The sequence below is a fragment of the Yersinia hibernica genome (assembly GCF_004124235.1).
Taxonomy (GTDB): Bacteria; Pseudomonadota; Gammaproteobacteria; order Enterobacterales; family Enterobacteriaceae; genus Yersinia; species Yersinia hibernica.
The window spans coordinates 529,460-549,104 of record NZ_CP032487.1; the positions used below are offsets into that span (position 1 = coordinate 529,460).

Below are 19,645 nucleotides of genomic sequence, written 5' to 3' on the forward strand. Positions count from 1 at the left end.
ATGTTTTTATCTGATTTTTAAATGCCTTTTGACTAAAATGTGAATAAAAAAACGATTATATTCATTTTAAGCGGTATTTATTCAAAACTGTATTGGGTGTTATGCAAAACAGTGGCGTTATATTTAACATGGCGGATACATTGGTCGAGCTATTATTATGGAATATAAGCAATGAGAGCGGGTTATTAATAAAATTTGTATTTTATTTGTTAATCCAAAATTATTTGTTACATCCTGGTTTATACGCGAATTTTGCATATAAATTCAGATTGGTCATATGCGGTAAATGTTAGCTAAATCACGTTATTAGCCACTTTATCGCTAGAGGCCCTATTATCAGAGAGGATATGCTGTGAATGGCTCGGCTGAAAGAGATAAGTGTGGGGAAAGAGGGGCAATCCTGCCCCAGGCTAAATAAGTTTAACTGAATAGCGGTAGGCTACTGTCGGTAAAGGGGATTTTTACCTGTATTACCTGCTGCTGACGAGTCAATTTGATAGATAATATCTCGCCGTCATTGTCTATCTGCACCTGTGATAGCGGGGCGTGATGATTCATATCAAATACACAGGTCACCAGCGATTCGGCTTGCCGATGACGTAAAATCAGATAACTGATATCACGTACCGATGGGTTTGCCGGTGCTAACCCTTGGTATAGCGCGGCATCAGCTGCTAGCCAGAGTGACAGTGGGTGTGTAGCGGTTTGATAATGACACTGAATGACACCGGTCAGTGGTTGAGCGGTAACTTGATGTAAATATTGCATCGGCCCACTTTCGCTGAAAGTTGCACTTTCTCCCATTGGTGGCACTGCCACCCCATCGATATGTAGTGTCCAGTTCCACTCCTGTTGATGTGGATTGACGATATTGCTGAGATCAATAATGGCGTCTTCCAGCCACAAAATACGGCGGCGGAATTTTACATCTCGGTAAGCATCGCTATCCCACTGGACCCGGGTATGGCTATCCAATTCTGGGGCTTTTTTACCCCAATCGACTTCTGTATCCAACCAACTAAAGTTTGCCGATTGATGCCAGTTATGAATAACCGGCACGGCGGGTGGCTGATTTGCTTGGTTAATATTGAGTGTATTGTGAGTCGCACTGTTTTTGTAGTAGCCATAATGCAGTTGAGCACCATAGCCGGTGGTGCCTAAATCCGGCAGGATCTCTTGCCCTTGTTCAAACAGAATTAAATTCAGCCGATCATAATGATCATGTTCACCGCCATAAGGGCTGTGTTTTACCAACAAAGCACGATCAAACTGCGGTTGACGTAAAATGGTCAATCCACAGTCTGGTGCATGCAGCGTATCTGTTGGAATAACATCAATTATTTGCGGTGGTAACTCTTCAACGCCATACAGCAGCGCATCTAAATTTAGGCGGGGTTTCTGGCGATAAATATGGTGCAGGGCCGCAGCATATTCATCATTACCATAGGTTTTAAAAGCAAATTCATATACATGAGCATGATTGAGCTGCTCTTGGCCCGCAGTGCAATCATTAATGCGCGGGAATGTGCCATCGGGCATCAGCAGTTTTAAGGGGAAACTGAGCATATCCCGGTAATAAGGCAGCGCCAGCAAACTATAGCGGCTACCGGCGGCCAGTTTTTCAAATGACCAGAAACCTTGCAGCGCATAAAAGTGATAATGCACCGAGCCTTCAAACCATAATCCCTCATTGAACAGCCCGTGTTCTAGTTGATAACGCAGGCCATACTCGGCATTCACCGCAAACTCGACATAATGCTCATCTTCAAGGATCAAGCCGATGACCGCGATAGCGCTGCTGATTTTCACTTCATGGTTGTGCAATTGGCGGCTCCGGTGCTGCATCAGGAAATCAGCCCCTTCGCGCAATAAGCGCCCGGCGATACAGTCGCGTTGCTCCTGACTGAGTGCATCGGCAATAAAATCATAACCCAATGCGAAATCGAGCAGACAATTTGCCTCACACAGTGTCTGCGCATTGGCCTTGCCCGGCCCGTTGTAGGGAATGCCGCCGTGGATTTCATAGTCAGGATAATAGCGGGCATAATTGATGAGAATATCCCGCACCTTTTCGAAGTAGCGTATCTCCCCCGTCAGTTGCCACAATAAACCGAGTTGATTACAGGCCTTGGCATTTAAGCCGTTAAGTGCCCGCCACCAAGCACCATCATAGGGTTCCCCACTAAATGAATGAGAGTCTATCGGGCAACGGTGCTGAGTCGGTGAGTTGCGGCTCCATTCCAACTTCACACCGTGATCAGGGCAATAATAATAATGGTTCCAAGTGGCAACACCGGTGGTAGGGACTAGGGTATCTGAGTCTAAAATCACCTGATTATGTGCAATCAGCGTGGCAATAATCTGCGGCTGCTGCACTGGATTTCCCTGAGGTTGCATCACGCGCTGGCGAATTTTAGCCATCTGCCGATCCGTAAACTGCTTCATATCTGGTATGTCCTCGACGATGCTTATTTTTTGGTGTTCAGGGGCTGTGTTACTGGGTAGAGCAGGATTTCAATGGCATCCGGATATTTGGCTATCAGATATTGCGCTTTTTGTTGGAAATCAAGCTCAGCCGGGTAGGCACGGGCGGCTGTTATCATATTGACCAGTGCTTTTTTATCTTGAACGCCATCCAGGTCTTTGTACGGCCAGGCTTGGTCGGTGTTGATAAAGCCCGCCACATATTGATAGCCTTTTTTCAGGCTGTGTTCGTCCAGGCTAAAATTCCAGATATCTTTATCGGCCACTTCACCCAGTCGGCCCAGTTTGTTATAGGCTTCCAGATGGAAATTGCTGTAATGCCACGGCCGGGTGCGCTCCAGTTCTGCATTTTGTCGGCCTTGCATATCAAAATGCGCGGGAATTCGGCGAAGTTGTGTGATTTCGAGCCGTTTTTGCGCCGCGGCTAGTTGGTCGCTGAACAGGGCGAAAGAGGCGGCTTGCATGTCGAAGTAGGTGCCGTGATTATTGTGCCAATTATCTTCTTCGAAACCATTCTGACTCGTCGTCATCCATCGATAAAAATCTTTGTACCAGAGCTTGATAGCTTGATAGTCCGCCTCATTGAGTACATTCGCGGGCCTTATCAATTCAACAGCATCAATTACATCGACCAGTGCCCGGCTATCAATCAAGCCAATGCCTCGGCCCTCATTGATACCTGGAATTGCTTGCGCATATTGGAGATTCGGATTCATTCGGGTGTTTGGATTCACGAACCAGTTAACCAATTGATCGCGTGCTTTTTCGGCATACTCGGGCTTACCGGTGAAGCTATAAGCCAATGCCAGATAATAGACATCATCACTGAAGTTGTTCATGCGCTTTTTATCCGTCGCGTCACTGTTAGCATCAGGATTTGTTTCGCCATCTTTGCGCAAATAAGGCATGCCGTCTTTCTTGCTTGGGTCCGGCCACCAATAAGGCGGGAAGCTGTAATAGTCATGTTTATCACCGCTGGCGGCCAGCAAGCTTTTATCCATGACGGAATAGAGGGGCTTTTTCAGGGCAAGATCTGCCTTAGTGATCAGATTTTTATAGGATTTTTCATATAGCGGGTTATTTTGTTTAACTTGGTCAATGCTATAGTTTATATCATTCATTTTTAATAATAATGGGTGACTTTCCGCCGCATAAATAAAGGGTGAGGATCCTAGAAGAATAGCCATAAATAGGTTTTTTTTACCCAGAATTTTCATTATTACTTTCCTTATTTTTTATGTTTTACATGATTAAAAATAAAGTGACTTTGGTTAATTTAATTAATTTGTTCATTTTTACTAAATAGAATCCCCACCTAACAAGTACAAGGTTATTAAATATTCCTGATGCTATTTTAATAAAAAGAACACTGTTCCATTTCAGGTGGATTTGAATTCTAGGGTAAAGTTTTAGGACTTTTGTGATCTAGATCTATCTTATAAATTATCTGTGAATAAATGATTTAAGTTGTGATGATGGTCAAATTAAATCTCTATTTTAGACGTTTTTTAGCCAATTTAAATAATTGCATTATTTTTTTAGTTTTTAAAATGAAGATTTTATCATCATGTTTTTAATGGATAATTTTATTTTTTATCTATTTATTCTCATTTTTCAAGTGTGATCTTAAGCAGAAAATTCAAAATGGAATTAAGTTTTGTTTTTTGTGGTGTGGTTTTTTGTTTTCCTCTGGGTTCTAATGTTGACGAGTGTTTTGTGATTTCATTCTGTTATTTAAATTTCTGGGTAAATTCATAAAAATTAGATTTTAACGAGGACGCCAAGATGAAGAAAAAAATGATAATGTCAAAAGTAAAAATAAAATCTTTGCTGTTATTAACTTATTTAGCCATGGGGATTCCTTCTCTTCATGCAGCAGAAACCTTGCAAGTGTGGATCCGTGCCAGCAATGATTCCAAGAATATTTATAAAACTGAAGCCGAGACGTTTGAGAAGAAAACTGGCATTAAGATTGAATATTTCAATGCAACAACCGATTTTGAACAGCGTCTAGCACGAGCCGCGGCCGGTAATGCGCTACCGGACTTGATTTTCAATGATGCAGCAGCCATCGGGCAGTTCGTCCAACTCGGTATTGTTGAGCCAATTGAACCTAAAAATATCATTGGCGGGGAAGATATCTTAGATACCGCGTGGAACAGCGCCCAATATATTGATGGCAAATATTATGGCGTACCAACCTCCGCTCAAACTTTTGCTTTGTTTATCCGTAAAGATTGGCGGGAAAAGTTGGGATTGGAGCAACCGAAAAACTGGCAAGATATCAGCACCTTGGCGAAAGCCTTTACTTTCAATGATCCCGATGGCAATGGCAAAAATGACACTTACGGCTTTATTTTGCCAGCTTCTACCACCCGTGGTTACGCCAGCTGGTTTATCAGCTCCTATTTGTGGCAAGCCGGGGGAGATTTCATCCGCCCAGCCGGTGAGGGGAAATTTAAAGCTTCACTGGAAGAGCCCGCAGCGATTGAAACACTGACTTTCATGCGCGGCATGGTATGTGACAAAACCGTCCAGCCGGGCGCGATTAATGCCACCACGGCCGATGCTATTCCGTCATTCCGATCTGGCCAAAGCGGCATGTTTTTCTCTGGCCCATACCATATTGCTTTATTTGATAAAGATCCCGGTAAAGCCGCTTTTGAGGTGATTGCGCCACCAGCAGGGGCCAAAGGGCAGGCAACACTGGCCGAGGGCACCACCGTCTTTATGATGAAAAGCAGCAAGCAAAAAGAAGCTGCGCAGAAATTCATCGAATTTATGATTTCGCCGGAAGGCCAACAAATCGGTATGGGCATGGGCAGTAATAATATGCCGGTAGTGCGCTTATCAATTAATAAACAGGTTGATACCAAAGCTGTTTATAACGATCCGCGCTGGGCAATGTTTGCTGATTTGTATGCCGAGCATGGCCGCTATATTCCACAAGTGCCTAACTGGACGCCGATTCGCCAAGTGACGTCTGAGGGTTTCAACCGCATCTTAGCCAGCTGTGACAGTGATATCCCTGCTGAATTAAAAGCAGTGAATCAGAAAGTGAATGATGAGCTGGCTAAACAGAATGTCTTAGGGCAGTGAGTCAATCATGATAATGCTAACCCCCCGACTAAAACGTAATCTGGTTCCGTGGCTGTTCCTGGCCCCGGCACTGGTCATCTTCACCTGGTTTAAATTCATCCCGATGCTGCAAGGGTTGGTGATGAGTTTTTACAAGGTTAACTTTAACCAGCCAAATGAGTGGGTCGGGTTTGATAACTTTTCCCGTGCCATGGGTGATGAAGCGCTGCACTCGGCGGTTTTCAACACCCTGCTATATGTGGTGGTCACCATGGTGGTGGCCGCTTTTATCGCCTTCTTTTTAGCCATGCTATTGGAAGGGCCGGCACGGCATTTGCGTTTTATCCGTACCGCTATCTTCTTGCCCGCGGTGACCAGTGCGGCGATCGTCGCCGAAATGTGGCGAATTCTGTTTAACCCGACCAGTAATGGTGTGGTGAACCACATTCTGTCGTGGTTCAGCATTGAGGCGCAGGGTTTTCTGGCGGACACCGACCAGGCACTGTGGACGGTCATGATGCTGCATATCTGGAAAGCCGTGCCTTACAACATGGTTATCTTTATTGCCGGGCTGGCGGGTATTAACCGCGATTTATATGACGCCTCGAATGTGGATGGCGCTAACTGGTGGAACCGCCTGCGCTATGTCACTTTGCCGGGCATGATCCCCGCACTTTCGGTGGTGCTGATGCTGTCGTTCATTCGTGGTTTCCGCGTGTTTGCTGAAGTCTATGCCACCACTGGCGGCGGCCCGTCTAATGCGACAGAAATGATAATGACCCATATCTACAAACTGGGCTTTGAACAGTTTGACTATGGCTATGCATCCGCGGTGTCCTTCCTGTTATTCGCCTTCACTGTGGTGCTGACGATTTGTCATCTCACATTGAAAAAGCGTATCGCCCGTTACTAACCTGAGCCGGAGACTGGTAATGAAAAGTAAAACTTGGAACAGTATCGGCCGCTGGATAATTTATGGTCTGCTGCTGGTGGTGTTTGTCGGCCCATACTGGGGCATTATCGCCACTGCATTCAGCGGCGCGCCGGTAAAACCGGGGGAGTTGCTGGCCTGGCCGAATCAGTTCTCCTGGGAGAACTTTATCTTCGCCTGGATGGATATCGGCGTGTGGCAATATTTGCTGAACTCTATCATCGTGGTGTTCTTCGGCACGGTTTTACAAGTGTCGGTCAGTGCGCTGGCGGCTTATGCACTGGCGCGGAAAAAGTTTGTTGGCGTCTCGCTGACCAGCTTGGTCATTCTCTCGACCATGATGCTGCCGGAAGAAGTGATCGCCATCCCGCTGTACATGATAATTAACTGGCAGCTGCCGGTTATTGATGCCTCGCTGTATAACAGTTATCTGGGCATGATCTTGCCGGTTGTCGGCTGGGCTTTCTCAATCTTTGTGTTGACCGAGTTTATGGCCGCTATCCCGAAAGAATTGGAAGAGGCGGCGCGTATTGATGGTGCCAGTGAATGGCAAATTTTCTTCCATGTCATCCTGCCACTGGTTAAACCGGCATTGGGCACGGTGGTCACCTTCGGTTTTATCATGATTTGGGACCAATACCTGTTACCGCTGATTGTGGTGAATCAGGACAGTCTGAATACCATTCCGGTGATCCTCGGCACATTACGCACTGACGAGAGCATCACACCAAATATCTTTATTGCCATCACTCTGTTGGCGATGTTGCCGAGCATCATCGTGTATCTGGGTCTGCAAAAACATTTCAATCGCGGGATCATGTCTGGCGCGGTTAAAGGCTAGGGAGAAACAAAATGGGATCGGTTGTACTTAAAAACGTGTGTAAATCTTACGGTGACACCCATGTTATCCGCGATGTCTCGCTGGAAATTCCTGATGGTGAGTTCTGCGTATTGGTTGGCCCAAGTGGCTGCGGGAAATCCACCTTATTGCGCATGATTGCCGGGCTGGAAGAGATCTCCGGCGGCACTGTCGGCATCAATGATAAAGATGTCACCGATGTTGAACCCAAGATGCGTGACATCGCCATGGTGTTCCAAAGTTATGCCCTTTATCCGCAGATGACGGTGCGTGAGAACATGGGGTTTGCGCTGAAAATGGCCAAAATGTCCAAAGCCGACATCAGTAAAAAAGTCGAAACCACCGCCGAGTTATTGGGCTTACAGGCACTGTTAGAGCGGCTACCAAAAGATTTATCTGGCGGACAGCGCCAGCGGGTGGCCATGGGCCGCGCCATAGTGCGTAACCCGCAGGTGTTCTTGTTCGATGAGCCATTATCGAACCTAGATGCTAAATTGCGCACGCAAGTGCGTGGTGAGATCCGCGAATTGCATCAGCGGCTGAAAACCACCTCGGTCTATGTGACTCATGATCAGATTGAAGCGATGACTATGGGGCAGATGATCGTGGTATTGCGCGAAGGGCGCATTGAGCAGGTCGGCTCGCCATTGGATCTTTACGATCGCCCCGCCAATCTGTTTGTGGCCGGATTTATCGGATCCCCGGAGATCAACCAGTTGCCAGGCACGGTGATGCAACAGGGCGAGGAGTTCCTGCTGCGGTTAGAAGACAACTCCTTACTGACACTGCCTAGCGGCTTGCAAGTGACGGATGGGCAACGGGTGGTGTATGCCATTCGCCCGGAGCAGGTCAATGTGGTGGATGAAACGCACAGTGCCAGCGCACTCAAAGCGACAATTACGGCGATTGAAAATACCGGCTCGGATATGCAGCTATTTTGCAGCACCGGCGGCGGGCGTTTTACTTCAGTCTTTAAACAGCGCCTGGCGGTCAATGAGGGGGAAACGGTGTATCTGCAACCTAAGCTGGCCGGTATCCACATTTTTGATGCCGCCACTGGCGTGCGGGTTGCCTGTCAGGCCGCATAAAGGAAGCCATGCCCATGACGCCAATGAAATTGTACACACTAGATGTGGACTGCCTTATCAAGGCGAAAGCAGTATTGCAGCAACCATTTTCACCCCTACAACCGGCCTTGCGCCGGTTATTAAGTGACGCCGATGCACTGCGCGACCAACCGCCGGAAAGTGTGACACACAAAACGCTGCTGCCTGTCAGTGGCGACATTCACGATTATTACAGTTTTGGGACTTACTGGTGGCCGAATCCGCGTAAACCCAATGGTTTGCCCTATGTGCGCCGCGATGGACATACCAATCCGCAGAGTCAGAATGATGATACTGACACTCAGCGCATTGTACGGATGTGTGACCGCTGCCTAACACTCGGGTTGGCTTACTATTTTACCGGCAACAGCCGCTATGCGCAGGTGGCGGCAGAACAGATCCGTTGTTGGTTTTTAGATGCCAAAACCCGCATGAACCCGCACCTGAACTATGGTCAGGCCATCCCCGGCATTGTCTCTGGCCGTGGAACTGGGCTAATTGATACCCGGCTGATGTGGATGGTGATTGATACCATCGGGTTGATTCTCCCGGCCAAACTGCTCGATACCGAGGACACGGCGGTCTTGCAGCAATGGTTCCGCGACTTTAACCACTGGATGTTCCACAGTGAAGTGGGCCACTCGGAATATGTTTGGCACAATAACCATGGCACCTGGTATGACGTCCAGCGCGCTGCAAATGCTATGTTTTATGGTGATCGCGGGCTGGTTGCCACCATCATCCGCCAAGGGATTACCCAGCGGTTGGCGGCGCAAATCGCGCAAGACGGTAAGCAGTGGATGGAACTGGAGCGCACTGTGCCTTTCCATTACTCCTTATTCAATATGGAGGCGCATTTATTGCTGTGCCGCTATGGCGAACATGTAGAAATTGATCGCTGGGAGTGGGTGCAGGATGGGCGTAATGTGCAGCAAGGTATTGATTATTTACTGCCATTTATTGCGGAACCTGAATTGTGGCCTTACCGTGACTTGCGCGGAATTGACTATGACAGTGCTTTGCGGCTGTTATTGCAGGCGGCCAGAGGTTATCCACAAGATGCCAAGCGCTATCAGGCGGTACTCGCGACTTTGCCAGCAGACACCCTGACATCGCGTGATCGCTTGTTGTGGCAGAGTTAATCGCGCCAAAGTTGATGTACACTGAACGCTGTTTTTAAGCTGGAAAGTGACGTAAATAATGAGTGATGTGAATAATCCTGATGACCTAGCCTTCATTACCCGTTTCCTACGCCAGCAGCATGTCCTGACCCTGTGTGCTGGCAGTGGCATGGATATGTGGTGTGCCAACTGTTTTTATGTTTTTGATGAAGTGAAAATGGCGCTTTATCTGATGACAGAAAAGCACACTCGCCATGGGGAACTGATGCAAATTAATCCGCAGGTTGTTGGGACGATTGCGACACAGCCGCGCACCGTGGCATTGATAAAAGGCATTCAATATCGCGGTGAAATAACTGAAGTTAAGGGCGATGCTGAACCCATTGCCCGTCAGCGCTATTGTCGCCGTTTCCCAGTGGCTAAAGTTGCATCCACCGCTCTCTGGCAGCTCAATCTGCTGGAAATCAAGATGACCAATAATACCCTCGGTTTTGGCAAAAAATTGCACTGGAATGCCCCTCGTCCCTGACGTCACAGAGAGATCGTTATAACTGGCTGTTTTCCGGAGTTATGTCATAGTGTTTCTGGTATGTATTATCAGTAACAATTGATTCAATGATTGTCTCCATACTGTGGTGGCAGGTGCATTTCTATCGGGAGGTCAAATGGCAAAGGTATTATTACTGGGGGCAAGTGGCTTGGTGGGGGGCGAATTACTGCGCTTGCTACGTTTGGATGCTCGTGTGACGTCTATTATTGCACCAACCCGTAAACCATTGCCTGTTATGAATAAACTGATTAACCCGCAAGGTGAAAACATTGGCGAGCTGCTGAAAACCTTAAATGACCCGGTGGATTTAGTCTTTTGTTGTCTGGGCACCACCCGCAAGCAGGCGGGCAGTCAGGCGGCATTTCGGCAGGTGGATTATCGGCTAGTGCTGGCAACCGGCGAAACTGGCTTGCGGCTAGGGGCACGACATTTCCTGCTGGTGAGCGCGATGGGCGCAAATCCAAATTCCTGGCTGTTCTATAACCGCACCAAAGGTGAGGCTGAGCGGGATTTACAAACTCAGGGCTGGCCACAACTCACTTTTGCCCGCCCCTCGATGCTGGCCGGTCAACGCCCTCACCCCCGTTTGATGGAGAGCCTTAGTGCGCCTTTATTTGCCTTATTACCTGATAAATGGCGATTAATTAAAGCCAAAGATGTGGCGCAGGCGCTGCTAGACCAAGCTTTTGCCCCACCACATGACGGTGTGACCATTTTATCATCAGCCCAAATGCAGCATCCCCCGCGGACTTGAAACCGCAGCCATTGAGTATCAGCTATTGTAGGCTAATTGTTTGATTATCATGGGCAATAGTGATTCCTGCGGGCAAAGTATTGTCGAGCGCCCATGCATCCATCTGATGGCTGATATGTGTCAGCAGGGTTGCTTTGGGTTTCAATAACTCACTGATGGCGAGTGCCATGGTCACATCATTGTGATTGCGGGGCGGCGGCTGATGTGACGCTGGATTGTAGGGCGGATGGCTACAATCCTGCACCAGTAAATCAATATGTTTGCTGGCTAAAAACAGTGCGCTATCAGCCGGTAAGCCAATTGTATCTGTCAGATAGGCAATAGCCCGACTTGAGCTTTGCAACAGATAGCCGAAAGTGATTTTTGAATGATTTAGCGGCACGGGCGTTACCCGCAAATCACCAAATTTGATGGGCTGAAATGCCCGCAGAGGCGGTTGAAAAGCCAGTATTCCCGGGGACTTATACAGGTCATCGCACCCTTGAGGGTCTGGTGGGCCGTACACCGGAATTGCATTTCCACACCCCCAACGCAATGGAAATAACCCCTGAACGTGATCTATGTGGTAATGTGTAAGCAAAAAACGCTGAATTTCCCCTGCGGCAAATTGGCTCTCCAGTGTTGGCAACCCCGCATCAATCAAGCTGGTTTCCCCCTGGTAACACAGCATGGCACTGCAAGGTTTACGACCTAGAGTGGGCTGCTCGCGGGCTTTGGCGCAAATCACACACTCACAACCAAACACCGGTATCTGCTGGGCACATCCAGTTCCTAATAATGTCAGTTCCATGTTTACACCTCCCTTGCGTGGTCTGGCGAGCTATGCGCTGCCAATAATTGTTGAAATTGCTCCAGCGTATGGTGCAGTTCGCCATCATTACAAAGTTGCAGACAGTTAACCGCAAGCTGCTGCTGGTAATGCTGCGCTCGCTGTAAGCGCGCACTGATTTGCGCACTGTTTTCCCGCCCACGTTGCTGCAATCGCTGCGCTAAAATCGCTGGGGAGACAGTCAGGCAAAGTGGCAGTAACTGGCGGTGATAGCGCCGTAGCGCCTCGGGCAAATAAGCCCTGGAGCCATTTACCACCACATCGCAGCCCCGTTGCAGCCAGATATCTATTTCAATACCCACGCCATAATGGTGACCATGAGCCTGCCAAAACAGAGCAAATACCCCCTGTTTAGCGCGCCATCAGAACACCTGTATTCCCTGCCGCCAGACATTTTGTACATAAACATGCTGGCCCTGCGAACCGTCATGGGCGCGTGCCAATATCAAATCAGCGCGTTTACCTTCGCCAATCACTCCGCGATCCGCCAGCCCCAAAGCTTTCGCGGGGTTGCAGGTGACCAAATTGACTGCTTGCGGTAAGATGAAACTGTTGGTTGCATCGTGCGCAATACGAAATGCGGCATCCAGCAAGCTGGCGGGGTAATAATCGGAGGATAAAATATCTAATACTCCCAGCGATGCCAGTTGGTGCGCAGCCACATTGCCGGAGTGCGAACCGCCGCGCACAATATTGGGCGCGCCCATTAATACTTGTAAACCATGCTGATGTGAGGCTCTGGCCGCCACTTCGGTGGTGGGAAATTCGGCAATCACACTGCCCAATGCCTGTGATTCCGCCACATGTTCGGCGGTAGCATCGTCATGGCTGGCCAAGGCAATCCCGCGATCACGGCAATGAGCGGCAATGGCTTGCCGGTTTTGCCCCGACCAGCGCGCAGAAAGGCTGATTTGCTCTGCTTCAAACTCCGTCATTTGCTGGTCGTTGAGGTGATATTTACCCTGATAATATTCGCGGTACTTGGCCCGCGAGGCAAACTGGCGCTGACCTGGCGAATGATCCATCAGTGACACCAATGAAAGTTCCGGCTGCATCATCAGTTCTTCAAACAGCGGCAAAGTGCTGTCATGGGGTAATTCACAACGCAAATGAATCCGATGTTCAGCGCGATTTAATCCTGAGCGCTGACTGTCCACCACGGCGTGAATCATTTTTTGCAGGTTATCCAGCCGATGACTGCCATCCCGGACATCACCGACTGCCACGGCATCCAGCACTGTGGTTATCCCGCAGGCAACCATCAACGCATCGTGGCTGCTCATTGCCGAATGTGCGGGCCAATCCACATTCGGCCGAGGGGTAAAAAACTTGTCCAGATTATCGGTATGCAGCTCGATCAATCCCGGCAGTAACCAGCTTTTTTGCCCATCAATGGCTGCCGAAAGTTGAGTGGGGCGATCGCTATAGCTGCGGATCACACCGTGCTGGATTTCCAGTGATCCGCTGACCACACTGTCTGCCAGAATAAGATTGACGTTGTTGAAGATCATGATGGGATCCCCGTGCTGACATGCGAGGGTGGCGGTGTCATGACAAGTAAGCGGTCACTAACATGGTTACGCACATTTTCATCATGAAAAATGCCCACAATAGCGGCTCCCCGCTGTTTAGCTTTATCAATCAGGCTGATGACTGCCGCGCTGTTGGTGCTATCGAGTGATGCTGTTGGCTCATCCAGCAACAAAATGGGGTAATCCACAATAAAACCCCGCGCAATGTTGATCCGCTGTTGTTCGCCGCCGGAAAAAGTCGAGGGCGCTAGATCCCATAACCGTGGCGGCACATTCAATTGTGTCAACAAATCTTGCGCGCGCTGCTGACACTGGTTTTTGTCAACCCCCAACTCCAGTAAGGGCTGCATCACCACATCTAGAGCACTGATCCGCGGGATCACCCGCAAAAATTGACTGACCCAACCTATGGTATGGCGGCGTACCGCCATAATTTGCCGAGCTTCGGCACTGACCATATCCAACCATGCTCCCTGATGCTTCACCCAGATATGGCCGCTATCGGGTAAGTAATTGGCATATAAAGAGCGCAGCAATGTGGATTTCCCGCTGCCGGAATGGCCATGCAGCACCACACATTCCCCACTGCCGACTTCCAGCGCAGTTTGATGCAGCACTGGCAAGCGAATACCGTGCTGGTGGTGTAACACAAAGGTTTTACTGAGATTTTCAACTCTGAGTTGCAGGTGGTTCATAGTGAGTTCTCATTAGTTGACGGGCGGATTAAGCTCGAAAGCTAAAAATCAGTTTTGCAGCACTGAGGACACCAAGAGCTGGGTATAAGGATGATGTGGGTCATCCAGTACCCGGTCAGTCAGGCCACTTTCAATCACCTGGCCCTCTTTCATCACCAACAGGCGGTTAGCCAATAAGCGGGCAACCCCGAGGTCATGAGTGACAATGACCACCGCCAATTGCATTTCCACCACCAAATTACGCAGTAAATCCAGTAGGCGGGCTTGCACGGAGACATCCAGCCCGCCGGTTGGCTCATCCATAAACACCAGTTTCGGATGGGTCACCAGATTGCGGGCAATTTGCAGCCGCTGCTGCATGCCACCGGAGAAAGTGGTTGGCATGTCATCCAGGCGTGACAATGGAATCTCGACATCTTCCAGCCAGCGGCCTGCTTGTTGGCGTATTTCGCCATAATGGCGCTGGCCGATAGCCATTAATCGCTCGCCAATATTGCCGCCTGCCGAGACTTGTGGCCGCAATCCATCCAGAGGATGTTGATGAACTACCCCCCATTCGGTGCGCAGTAAACGGCGGCGTTGGCTTTCCGCTATCTGATATAAATCAACCGGTTGCTGCGTGTCTGGGCGATAAAAAATCTGCCCATGCTGCGGTGCAAGGCGGGCTGAAATGGATTTCAGCAAGGTGGTTTTTCCCGAGCCAGATTCGCCGACAATCCCCAGCACTTCACCGGGATACAGCTGAAAAGAGACCTGGCTGAAGCCCTTACCCGGGGCATACAAATGAGTGAGGTTTTCCACCGACAGCAGCGGGTGGGGGGTGATAGGGGGGGAAATCATCTGTTCAGCAATCATTGAATATTAACCTCTTGTTCGGCGGCTTGAGCCAGCTGCTGTTGGCAGAAATCCGTATCTGAGCAAACAAACATCCGGCTGCCTTTATCGTCCATCACCACCTCATCGAGATAACTGTGGCGCGAGCCGCACAGGGCGCAAGGTTCATCCCATTGCTGCACACTAAACGGGTGATCGTCAAAATCCAGACTTGCGACTTTGGTAAAGGGGGGGAGGGCATAAAGGCGTTTTTCACGGCCTGCACCGAACAGTTGCAGTGCGGGCATCATGTGCATTTTAGGATTATCAAATTTCGGGATTGGCGAAGGGTCCATCACGTAGCTATCATTTACTTTGACCGGATAAGCATAAGTGGTGGCGATGTGGCCGTAGCGGGCAATATCTTCATACAGCTTCACTTGCATCACGCCGTATTCTTCCAGTGCATGCATTTTGCGAGTTTCCGTTTCGCGCGGCTCAATAAAGCGCAGCGGCTCAGGGATAGGTACTTGATAGATAAGAATCTGATCTTCAGTCAAGGGGATTTCCGGGATGCGGTGCCGGGTCTGGATTAATGTGGCGTCAGTGGTTTTTTCCGTGGTGGCAACCCCACTGACCCGCTGGAAAAAGCGGCGGATTGACACCGCGTTGGTGGTGTCATCGGCCCCTTGATCTATGACTTTGAGTACGTCGTAGCGGCCAATCAAACAAGCGGTTAGCTGAATGCCACCGGTGCCCCAGCCATACGGCATCGGCATTTCGCGCCCACCAAATGGCACTTGATAACCGGGTATCGCCACGGCTTTCAGTAAGGCGCGGCGCAGGGTTCTTTTGGTTTGTTCATCCAGATAACCCAGATTGTAGCCGGCGAGAATCTCAGTCATGGCGCGGCTCCTGCCCTTGAGTGGCTGACAAATACTCACGACGCAGGCGTTTTAGCAGCGCCAGTTCGGCCTGAAAATCCACGTAGTGCGGTAATTTAAGATGAGAGACAAAACCGGCGGCTTCGACGTTATCGGCATGGGACAGGACAAATTCTTCATCTTGGGCTGGGCTGGTGACATTTTCGTCATATTCCCGGCTTTGCAGGGCGCGATCCATCAGTGCCATCGACATCGCTTTGCGCTCACCACGGCCAAATACCAGCCCGTAGCCACGAGTAAAATGCGGCGCTTGGGATTCCGGGCTGACAAAGCCATTCACCATTTCGCACTCGGTCAGCAAGATTTCGCCGATATCAATAGCAAATCCCAGTTCTTCCGGCGCAATGGAAATGGTCAGGTGACCGGTACGGATCTCTGCGGCAAATGGGTGAGTGCGGCCATAACCGCGCTGGGTGGAATAGCTCAGCGCCAGCAAAAAACCTTCATCGCCGCGCACCAGTTGTTGCAACCGTGCTGAGCGGTTGCCGGGGTAAACCGGTGGTTTACGGGTGATATCGTCTGGCTCCGTACCGTCATCTTGCTCCGTTTTGGTTAACTGCTCTTGTGCCAATAAATCAAATACATGGGGGCAATTATTCGTGCGTAAATCGCCCGGTTGCACCGCTTTACCTTTGAGCGCTGGCGGTGCATCGCCGGAGGCTAACAGAGTGAAATCCAGTAGCCGGTGGGTGTAATCGTAGGTTGGGCCGAGCACTTGCCCACCGGGTAAATCTTTATAAATCGCGGAAATACGCCGCTCCAGCCGCATATTATCGGTTGCCAGCGGTTGGCTAACGGCCAGACGCGGTAAGGTCGTGCGGTAGGCGCGCAGCAGGAAAATCGCCTCCACCAGATCACCGCTGGCCTGTTTAATCGCCAGTGCTGCCAGTTCGCGATCATAGATGCCACCCTCAGTCATCACCCGATCAACCGCCAAACCCAACTGTTGCTCAATTTGCTCGCAATCAACAGCGGGGATCTGTGTATCGCCACGCCGCTGGTGTTCCAGCAATTGATGGGCTGCCGCAATGGCTTTTTCGCCCCCTTTGACTGCAACGTACATCAGCACACCTCCACATGGGTGGTTCGTGGAATGGCCATCAGGTTTTCACCACAGGCCAGTAGAAAATCGATTCCCGCAGGGAATATGACGGGGCGGTTAAGTAGGTAATTTAATACGGCGGCCGGCAGTTGCGGCGCGATGGTGCGGCAGTGTTCAATGCCCGGCCCACGCAGGCGCAGCGGTGTACCTTGGTGCAGGCAATCGACCTGAATAATCCCGCCGACTTACCGTGGTCGCTGGTGATGGTCGATAGCTGCAACAAGGCATCCAGTAGGGCGCAAAGTTCTGCATGGGGCTTGTTGCGCCCGGCAATGTAGCTGTAGCCGTAAATGTCAGTGTGGTCGCTGAGCTTAATGACCGCGCGGGTGATGGTCATGTCGCCGAGAATAAAGCGGCGGCCAGTGCCCCCCATTCTGGCCTGCAATTGGTTTAAGCCAATTTCAGGCGCACGAATGACCTGATATCGCGGTGACAGATTCAAGGGTTGCCAGTGGGCGAGCACCTCAGCCGGCTGGCTGTGGGCCAACACCGACATCCAGTTTTGCCGAGCAGTAGAGTGGCTTTCCATTTAGTGCTCCATGGTCAGTTCAATCATGTCGGCCCGAGTCAGGCTGACGGAGTACTCCGCCACCTGCTGGCTAGCAACACGGATATTTAAGGTACGCACACATAGCAGTGGAGCATGGATGGCAATTTCCAGCAGGCGGCTCTCTTTGGCCTGAGCACGGCGCGCGCTGATACGGGTCTGACTGCGGCTTAGCGGTTGCTGCAAATTCTGGCTGATAAATTGATGCAGTGAGCCGGCGCTAAAATGTTGCAGCGCAGGCCACCAATTTAGGTCGGGCAGATAGTGATCAATAACACAGACCGGCACACCATTAACCCGCCGCAATGTGCGCAAATGGATGACCGTCGCCCCTTCAGTTAGTGACAATGCTTTTGCCACATGCTCAATACACGGGCGTAATACGGCTAGTAAGCGCTCACTGGTGGGGTCACTCCCTTGGTCGAGCAAGTTCTGACTAAAGCGCGCATTGGCATGCAGCGGATAGTCATAAGGGCGCATTAATACCAGAGTGCCGATACCTTGTCGGCGTTGCAGCCAGCCGCGCTCGACCAGTTCGTCGACGGCCCGGCGCAAGGTATGGCGGTTCACCTGATAGCGCGCAGCTAATTGTTGTTCGGAGGGCAGATAATCCCCGCAGCGATATGCGCCGCGCAATTCCTGCTCTAACTGGGCCGCAATTTGTTGATAGCGGGTGGGATAGCTGGTCGGTGGTCTAGATAAGTGCATGGCGGATAACCCTCTTTCAATCTGATTCGCACAGGCCATCAGCCACGATGAAAGAACAGTAAGGTGAAATCGGGCGGACAGCTGGCGAGTTACCATGGTGATAACCAGTAAGTGAATTTATCGCTATGTTGGCGGTTTTTAATGACAGTTGGGTTAAGCGGAGATGGCGATACGATGAAGGTTATCTGCTGTTCTCAGTGTGCGTTTTTATCGCGTAAATCGACTTGCTTATAGTAAAAAGATTTATCGCATTATCAATCTGATATATTTCTTCACGTAAAAATAGCATTTTATACAAAAAATAAACATAGCATTAACTTGAGGGAAACATAAGTGTCTCTTATAGTTATTTTACGCCGCTGTGGCGTTCTCTCTGGGGGGTTATACCATGTGCCCTGATAAGATCAGCCGTCTGAGCAAAATAAGTCTGGCAATATTACTGGCCTGCTCGCTTGCGGCATGTAGTGGAAGTGGCGGAGGTTCTCACAATACAGCGAAGAATAATGCGGGTCAGACCACAGGTGGAACAGGCTCAGGTAGTGATGATAGTGGTGGTGGCGGTGGAACGGGTTCTGGCGGCGGAAGTGGCTCGGGAAGCGGCTCTGGAGGCGGAACTGGTGGTGGGTCGGGCAATGGTGGTGGAACTACCGCGAATAACTCTGCGGTTGGTAATGTTGTCAGTGGTGTCGGGACTGCCGTGGATGGCGTAGGCAATACTGTCAGTGGTGTTGTTAGTCAAACACCGGTCGGCAACGTGCCTATCGTCGGGGGCGGTTTGGTCACCGTGGTCGATAGCGCGGGTAATGCCGTCAGTGAAGTTGGCACCGGTTTACAGAACGGTGTGGGCCAATTGGGAAATAATCCTAATGCATTAGGCACTACGGCGGCCAGTGTACCGAAAGCCGTGGCGGATGTAGGCACCGGTGTTTCAGGATTAGGTGGCACAGTTTCAGGTATTGCCGCTAATAGCCCATTGGGCGGTGTCACTGGCACTGCGGGCGGATTAGTCACTCAGACTGGTGGGGCGGTAACGGCCATTGGTAATGGATTGGCGCAAGACCTACAAACTGGGACGACCAGCAAATTAACCACGACGGCAACCGGCATAGTGACACCGGTGGTCGGCCAAGTACAAGATATTACTCAGACTGTGGGCACGACCACGGGCATTGGTGCGCCAGTCAACAACTTGCTGACGGCCGTTGGCGGTACAGTGGCGACCACTGGCACTCAAGTTGCCACCAACGCACCGGCTTTGGCAGGCGTTGGTCAGGTGCTACAAGGCACTGGGCAAGCCGTTGAAAACGCTGGGGGTTTGGTCACGCCACCAACTGCGACCGGGGGTTCTAATGGTCTGCTGGCGGGGGGCACTAATCCACTGACACCGACTACAGGTGGCAACAACAGCGGCTTGTTGGCGGGGGCAACCAATACTGTCGCGGGTGTGGCTGGTGGTGTTGCTGGAGGGGTGAGTGCGGGTGTGTCTGCTAACGCCAATGCTAGTGCTGGCGGTGGTTTATTGGGTGGTGTCGGCGGCATTCTGAAGCCGAAAACAAATTAACACTCATGCTTTTGGGCAGGTATTTCCGATG

At 50.3% G+C, this 19,645-nt stretch carries 19 protein-coding genes and 1 pseudogene; 8 read left to right on the forward strand and 12 right to left on the reverse strand.

The window, feature by feature from the left end; translation table 11 throughout:
- Window positions 1–420 precede the first annotated feature (420 nt).
- Both D5F51_RS02555 and D5F51_RS02560 read right to left on the reverse strand, forming a co-directional pair.
- Window positions 421–2,445, reverse strand: coding sequence for a heparinase II/III domain-containing protein (locus tag D5F51_RS02555; RefSeq protein WP_129195510.1), 2,025 nt, complete (start codon window positions 2,443–2,445; stop codon window positions 421–423).
- A 23-nt stretch (window positions 2,446–2,468) separates the two neighbouring features.
- A complete protein-coding gene (locus D5F51_RS02560; RefSeq protein ID WP_129195511.1) occupies window positions 2,469–3,701 on the reverse strand; it encodes an alginate lyase family protein in 1,233 nt (410 codons plus the stop codon).
- A gap of 568 nt (window positions 3,702–4,269) precedes the next feature.
- On the opposite strand from D5F51_RS02560, the gene D5F51_RS02565 reads away from it, so the two are divergent.
- From D5F51_RS02565 to D5F51_RS02595, 7 genes are all read left to right on the forward strand, one after another.
- On the forward strand, window positions 4,270–5,583 hold the full coding sequence (locus D5F51_RS02565) for an ABC transporter substrate-binding protein (RefSeq protein ID WP_129195512.1): 1,314 nt from the start codon (window positions 4,270–4,272) through the stop codon (window positions 5,581–5,583).
- A 7-nt stretch (window positions 5,584–5,590) separates the two neighbouring features.
- On the forward strand, window positions 5,591–6,475 hold the full coding sequence (locus tag D5F51_RS02570; protein WP_025379670.1) for a carbohydrate ABC transporter permease: 885 nt from the start codon (window positions 5,591–5,593) through the stop codon (window positions 6,473–6,475).
- A gap of 19 nt (window positions 6,476–6,494) precedes the next feature.
- A complete protein-coding gene (locus D5F51_RS02575; protein ID WP_025379669.1) occupies window positions 6,495–7,334 on the forward strand; it encodes a carbohydrate ABC transporter permease in 840 nt (279 codons plus the stop codon).
- 11 nt (window positions 7,335–7,345) lie between these two features.
- On the forward strand, window positions 7,346–8,440 hold the full coding sequence (locus D5F51_RS02580) for an ABC transporter ATP-binding protein (protein WP_129195513.1): 1,095 nt from the start codon (window positions 7,346–7,348) through the stop codon (window positions 8,438–8,440).
- A gap of 14 nt (window positions 8,441–8,454) precedes the next feature.
- Entirely contained in the window at window positions 8,455–9,600 is a 1,146-nt protein-coding gene (locus D5F51_RS02585; protein WP_162301670.1) for an alginate lyase family protein, read from the forward strand.
- Between the two features lie 58 nt (window positions 9,601–9,658).
- The gene (locus tag D5F51_RS02590) at window positions 9,659–10,108 is read left to right on the forward strand and encodes a YhbP family protein (protein WP_162301671.1); all 450 of its coding nucleotides are present in this window, start codon (window positions 9,659–9,661) and stop codon (window positions 10,106–10,108) included.
- Between the two features lie 136 nt (window positions 10,109–10,244).
- A complete protein-coding gene (locus D5F51_RS02595) occupies window positions 10,245–10,883 on the forward strand; it encodes a Rossmann-fold NAD(P)-binding domain-containing protein (RefSeq protein WP_129195515.1) in 639 nt (212 codons plus the stop codon).
- 22 nt (window positions 10,884–10,905) lie between these two features.
- Here the strand turns inward: D5F51_RS02595 and phnP are convergent, their stop codons facing one another.
- The 10 genes and pseudogenes from phnP to phnF all read right to left on the reverse strand — a co-directional run bounded on the left by phnP (window position 10,906) and on the right by phnF (window position 18,053).
- Complete coding sequence (phnP, locus tag D5F51_RS02600; protein ID WP_129195516.1) at window positions 10,906–11,673, reverse strand: phosphonate metabolism protein PhnP; 768 nt, start codon at window positions 11,671–11,673, stop codon at window positions 10,906–10,908.
- A gap of 2 nt (window positions 11,674–11,675) precedes the next feature.
- A pseudogene (gene phnN, locus D5F51_RS02605) lies at window positions 11,676–12,071 on the reverse strand (ribose 1,5-bisphosphokinase); the annotation flags it as partial.
- Between the two features lie 3 nt (window positions 12,072–12,074).
- Window positions 12,075–13,223 (reverse strand): alpha-D-ribose 1-methylphosphonate 5-triphosphate diphosphatase, encoded by a 1,149-nt coding sequence (gene phnM / locus D5F51_RS02610; RefSeq protein ID WP_129195518.1) that lies wholly within the window; start codon window positions 13,221–13,223, stop codon window positions 12,075–12,077.
- Complete coding sequence (phnL, locus tag D5F51_RS02615; RefSeq protein ID WP_129195519.1) at window positions 13,220–13,939, reverse strand: phosphonate C-P lyase system protein PhnL; 720 nt, start codon at window positions 13,937–13,939, stop codon at window positions 13,220–13,222. The genes phnM and phnL overlap by 4 nt, the downstream gene beginning before the upstream one ends.
- A gap of 48 nt (window positions 13,940–13,987) precedes the next feature.
- Complete coding sequence (gene phnK, locus D5F51_RS02620; protein WP_129199141.1) at window positions 13,988–14,779, reverse strand: phosphonate C-P lyase system protein PhnK; 792 nt, start codon at window positions 14,777–14,779, stop codon at window positions 13,988–13,990.
- A gap of 11 nt (window positions 14,780–14,790) precedes the next feature.
- Entirely contained in the window at window positions 14,791–15,657 is an 867-nt protein-coding gene (locus D5F51_RS02625) for an alpha-D-ribose 1-methylphosphonate 5-phosphate C-P-lyase PhnJ (RefSeq protein ID WP_129195520.1), read from the reverse strand.
- Window positions 15,650–16,759, reverse strand: coding sequence for a carbon-phosphorus lyase complex subunit (locus D5F51_RS02630; protein WP_025379658.1), 1,110 nt, complete (start codon window positions 16,757–16,759; stop codon window positions 15,650–15,652). The genes D5F51_RS02625 and D5F51_RS02630 overlap by 8 nt, the downstream gene beginning before the upstream one ends.
- Window positions 16,759–16,971: a phosphonate C-P lyase system protein PhnH gene (locus tag D5F51_RS22950; RefSeq protein WP_425471889.1), complete on the reverse strand. Its 213-nt coding sequence runs from the start codon at window positions 16,969–16,971 to the stop codon at window positions 16,759–16,761. The genes D5F51_RS02630 and D5F51_RS22950 overlap by 1 nt, the downstream gene beginning before the upstream one ends.
- Window positions 16,869–17,327: a phosphonate C-P lyase system protein PhnG gene (phnG, locus tag D5F51_RS22900; RefSeq protein WP_129195521.1), complete on the reverse strand. Its 459-nt coding sequence runs from the start codon at window positions 17,325–17,327 to the stop codon at window positions 16,869–16,871. The genes D5F51_RS22950 and phnG overlap by 103 nt, the downstream gene beginning before the upstream one ends.
- Window positions 17,328–18,053, reverse strand: a complete 726-nt coding sequence (phnF, locus tag D5F51_RS02645; RefSeq protein ID WP_129195522.1) for a phosphonate metabolism transcriptional regulator PhnF — start codon at window positions 18,051–18,053, stop codon at window positions 17,328–17,330.
- Between the two features lie 388 nt (window positions 18,054–18,441).
- On the opposite strand from phnF, the gene D5F51_RS02650 reads away from it, so the two are divergent.
- The gene (locus D5F51_RS02650) at window positions 18,442–19,614 is read left to right on the forward strand and encodes a collagen-like triple helix repeat-containing protein (protein WP_129195523.1); all 1,173 of its coding nucleotides are present in this window, start codon (window positions 18,442–18,444) and stop codon (window positions 19,612–19,614) included.
- Window positions 19,615–19,645: the final 31 nt, after the last annotated feature.

What these genes read in the sequence shown, in the direction of transcription:
- D5F51_RS02590 (WP_162301671.1), top strand. Translation starts at nt 9,659, where the DNA reads ATGAGTGATGTGAATAATCCTGATGACCTAGCCTTCATTACCCGTTTC.
- phnP (WP_129195516.1), bottom strand. Translation starts at nt 11,673, where the DNA reads ATGGAACTGACATTATTAGGAACTGGATGTGCCCAGCAGATACCGGTG.
- D5F51_RS02580 (WP_129195513.1), top strand. Translation starts at nt 7,346, where the DNA reads ATGGGATCGGTTGTACTTAAAAACGTGTGTAAATCTTACGGTGACACC.
- D5F51_RS02585 (WP_162301670.1), top strand. Translation starts at nt 8,455, where the DNA reads ATGACGCCAATGAAATTGTACACACTAGATGTGGACTGCCTTATCAAG.
- phnM (WP_129195518.1), bottom strand. Translation starts at nt 13,223, where the DNA reads ATGATCTTCAACAACGTCAATCTTATTCTGGCAGACAGTGTGGTCAGC.
- D5F51_RS02650 (WP_129195523.1), top strand. Translation starts at nt 18,442, where the DNA reads ATGTGCCCTGATAAGATCAGCCGTCTGAGCAAAATAAGTCTGGCAATA.
- D5F51_RS02560 (WP_129195511.1), bottom strand. Translation starts at nt 3,701, where the DNA reads ATGAAAATTCTGGGTAAAAAAAACCTATTTATGGCTATTCTTCTAGGA.
- D5F51_RS02555 (WP_129195510.1), bottom strand. Translation starts at nt 2,445, where the DNA reads ATGAAGCAGTTTACGGATCGGCAGATGGCTAAAATTCGCCAGCGCGTG.
- phnG (WP_129195521.1), bottom strand. Translation starts at nt 17,327, where the DNA reads ATGGAAAGCCACTCTACTGCTCGGCAAAACTGGATGTCGGTGTTGGCC.
- D5F51_RS02630 (WP_025379658.1), bottom strand. Translation starts at nt 16,759, where the DNA reads ATGTACGTTGCAGTCAAAGGGGGCGAAAAAGCCATTGCGGCAGCCCAT.
- D5F51_RS02595 (WP_129195515.1), top strand. Translation starts at nt 10,245, where the DNA reads ATGGCAAAGGTATTATTACTGGGGGCAAGTGGCTTGGTGGGGGGCGAA.
- D5F51_RS02575 (WP_025379669.1), top strand. Translation starts at nt 6,495, where the DNA reads ATGAAAAGTAAAACTTGGAACAGTATCGGCCGCTGGATAATTTATGGT.
- phnK (WP_129199141.1), bottom strand. Translation starts at nt 14,779, where the DNA reads ATGATTTCCCCCCCTATCACCCCCCACCCGCTGCTGTCGGTGGAAAAC.
- D5F51_RS02570 (WP_025379670.1), top strand. Translation starts at nt 5,591, where the DNA reads ATGATAATGCTAACCCCCCGACTAAAACGTAATCTGGTTCCGTGGCTG.
- D5F51_RS02565 (WP_129195512.1), top strand. Translation starts at nt 4,270, where the DNA reads ATGAAGAAAAAAATGATAATGTCAAAAGTAAAAATAAAATCTTTGCTG.
- D5F51_RS02625 (WP_129195520.1), bottom strand. Translation starts at nt 15,657, where the DNA reads ATGACTGAGATTCTCGCCGGCTACAATCTGGGTTATCTGGATGAACAA.
- phnL (WP_129195519.1), bottom strand. Translation starts at nt 13,939, where the DNA reads ATGAACCACCTGCAACTCAGAGTTGAAAATCTCAGTAAAACCTTTGTG.
- phnF (WP_129195522.1), bottom strand. Translation starts at nt 18,053, where the DNA reads ATGCACTTATCTAGACCACCGACCAGCTATCCCACCCGCTATCAACAA.